The sequence below is a fragment of the Neisseria flava genome, assembly GCF_982712965.1.
This window is the reverse complement of record NZ_CEXQBZ010000097.1, coordinates 1-2,908: the sequence shown is the minus strand read 5'-3', so window position 1 is coordinate 2,908 and position 2,908 is coordinate 1. Positions and strand designations below refer to the sequence as shown.

Sequence of the window (2,908 nt, the reverse complement as noted above, 5' to 3'; positions counted from 1 at the left end):
CGACGAAGCCGCAGACAGTACAAATAGTACGGCAAGGCGAGGCAACGCCGTACTGGTTTAAATTTAATCCACTATATGTCGCCGTCCGTTGATGCCGTAGCGCTTCAACGTGAATCCATGATGGAAAAAGGTCGTCTGAAAACGGCGGATGTTTTAGCGAAACCTGCTATATCCGTTTTCAGACGACCTTTGATGTAACGAAACGGCTTAATGTTGATAATCCGCCGAGTCTTTACGGATTTGCCGCAGAAATTTCTGCGTCCGTTCGTGTTTAGGGTGGTCGAACAACTCTTTCGGACTGCCCTGCTCTACGATGACGCCGCCGTCCATGACGACGACGGTAGTGGCGACTTCCAGCGCAAACTTGATTTCGTGGGTCACGACGACCATCGTCCAGCCTTCTTGCGCCAATTCCTTCATGGCGTTCAATACGTCTTGCACCAATTCGGGATCCAGCGCGGAAGTGGGTTCGTCAAACAACATCAGCTCGGGCTGAATCGCCAATGCGCGGGCGATGCCGACGCGCTGCTGCTGACCGCCGGAAAGCTGGTAGGGATAAAGGTTAACCTTATCGCCCAAGCCGACTTTTTCCAGCAATTTCAGCGCTTCTTCGCGCGCTTGGGCGGCAGGTTTGCCCTGTACGGCAACCGGACCCTCCATCACGTTTTCCAACGCGGTTTTGTGCGGGAAAAGGTTGTATTGTTGGAACACCATGCCGGATTTGCGGCGCAGCGCCAAGATGTCATGCTTTGTCGTTTTTTTAGAAAAATCGATTTTCAGCGGTCGCTCGTTGTCGAACTCGATTTGTCCGTCTTCGGGCATTTCCAGCGCATTCAAGCAGCGCAGAAACGTCGTTTTACCCGAGCCGGAAGGTCCGAGGATGACGACCACCTGCCCTTTGCCCACATCCAAATCGATGCCGCGCAAAATGGTGTTTTCGCCGAAGGTTTTGCGGATATTGCGGATTTTAATCATGGCTTTCCCTTATTTGGCGACATAGCGGTCGAAGCGTTTCTCCAAGCGCGCCTGAATCAGGAACAGAACCTTGCAGAAACACCAGTAAACCAAAGCGGCTTCGATATAGACGGGCAGGAAGTCGTAGGTACGGTTTGCCGTTTCCTGCGCAACGCGGAACAACTCCGTTACCGTTACGACCGCCGCAAGCGAGGTGTTTTTAAACAAGCCGATAAACTCGTTGCTCAAAGGCGGCACGGCGACGCGGAATGCCTGCGGCGCGACGATGCGGCGGAAAGTCTGCATATAGGTCATGCCGATGGAGAAACCCGCCTCCCACTGCCCTTTCGGCACGGACAAAATCGCCGCGCGTATGGTTTCGGAAGCGTATGCACCGACATTGAGCGAGAAGCCGATGATGGCGGCAGGAATCGGATCGATAAAAATACCGACGGACGGCAGCCCGTAAAACACAATCACAAGCTGCACCAACAGCGGCGTCCCCCTGATGATGGAAATATAAGTTTCCACCAGTTTCAGCAGGATTTTCCGCACGATGCCGCCCGCAGGCATAATCCGCACCAAAGCCACGGCGATGGCAATCACCATTCCGATCAGGAACGATGCCACCGCCAGCGGCAGCGACACCATAAAACCGGCTTTTATCATAGGCAAAAACGCGCTGACAATCATGTCGGCGCGTGTTTCCGTCATAAACGGCAGCGAAGCAAGAAAATTATTTAACACTGATGTCTTTTCCGAAGAATTGTTCGCCCAGTTTTTTCAGCGTGCCGTCGGCTTTCAGCTCGTTGATTGCCGTGCTGAATTTCGCCACGACTTCGTCATTGCCTTTATTGACAATCAAGCCGGAACCGACTTTTTCATCGGCTGGTGCAGACCAAACGATTTTCACGCCCGCATTCGGGTTTTTCTTCAGATAGTCTAAAACTGCCAACTCATCGTTCAACGTCGCATCGGCACGTTTTTGTTCAATCAGGGTCAGCGATTGCGCCAAACCGTCCACCGGTACGAGTTCCGCACCCGCGGCTTTGGCTTTTTCGCCATAGTTGCTGGTCAGAGACTGCGCGGTTTTGACGCCTTTAATGTCGTCAATGGATTTGATGTTGCTGTCGTTACGCGCAACCAAAACCGCTCCGCTCCAGCTGTAAGGTTCGGATTTGTCGAATGTCGCTTGGCGTTCGGGGCTGGTCAGACCGACTTGGTTTGCCACCACGTCGAAACGTCCCGCCTTCAAACCCGCCATCATCGAATCCCATTGCGTTTCTTTAAACTCGACTTTCACGCCCAGCTTGTCCGCCACAGCGCGGGTAACTTCCACATCGTAGCCGGTCAGCTTGCCGTCTTTGTCGTGGTAGGTAAACGGCGCGTAAGTGCCTTCGGTACCGACGGTAATCGTACCTTTATTGTTGATACGCTCGATTAAAGAACCGGAAGCGTTGGCAGATTGGGCGGGAGCAGAAGAAGACGCGCTGCCGCCCTCTCCGCCGCAGGCTACCAAAACCAATGCGGTCATGCTGCCGAGTACGAATTTTTTCAACATAATCTTCTCCTGAAGAAAAAGTGTGCGAGGGCAGCATTCTAAGTGAAATTACGGCAAACACAAAGAATACTTTCTTATAACGCTTATTCCGAATCGGATAAAGGAAGCCGAAAAACCTGCATTTTTCAAGCAAAGGTCGTCTGAAATCTGCTTTCAGACGACCTACCCATCGTTCAAACCAAGATTCGGATCGGTACTCACTATGGTGGTGCTAAGCTCAAATTCCAAGTGAAGGTCTTTCTGTTTTGCCTACGGTTTTCAGCCTTAAATGAAAATACAACGATAGCTTGATATAGCAAAAGGTCGTCTGAAAACTTTGAACTGGCCCCCAAATCTTGGACACTCATAAAAGCCTATTCAGGCGCTCTGTGTAAGCTGGGTTCTGTATGCGAC

Annotated in this window: 4 protein-coding genes; 1 reads left to right on the top strand and 3 read right to left on the bottom strand. The window is 51.8% G+C overall.

Translation table 11 applies throughout. The features are described 5' to 3' along the window. Positions 1-75 precede the first annotated feature (75 nt). On the top strand, positions 76-198 hold the full coding sequence (locus tag AC5M9B_RS04730) for a hypothetical protein (RefSeq protein ID WP_261765085.1): 123 nt from the start codon (positions 76-78) through the stop codon (positions 196-198). 9 nt (positions 199-207) lie between these two features. Here AC5M9B_RS04730 and AC5M9B_RS04725 read toward each other — a convergent pair whose 3' ends face one another. Genes AC5M9B_RS04725 through AC5M9B_RS04715 form a run of 3 tightly spaced genes read right to left on the bottom strand, consistent with a single transcriptional unit; the run spans position 208 to position 2,515 of the window. Next, complete coding sequence (locus tag AC5M9B_RS04725) at positions 208-975, bottom strand: amino acid ABC transporter ATP-binding protein (protein ID WP_070656106.1); 768 nt, start codon at positions 973-975, stop codon at positions 208-210. A 9-nt stretch (positions 976-984) separates the two neighbouring features. Continuing rightward, a complete protein-coding gene (locus AC5M9B_RS04720) occupies positions 985-1,701 on the bottom strand; it encodes an amino acid ABC transporter permease (protein WP_070656105.1) in 717 nt (238 codons plus the stop codon). Next, positions 1,691-2,515 (bottom strand): amino acid ABC transporter substrate-binding protein, encoded by an 825-nt coding sequence (locus AC5M9B_RS04715; protein ID WP_186805567.1) that lies wholly within the window; start codon positions 2,513-2,515, stop codon positions 1,691-1,693. Before AC5M9B_RS04715 ends, AC5M9B_RS04720 begins: the two co-directional genes overlap by 11 nt. Positions 2,516-2,908 lie beyond the last annotated feature (393 nt).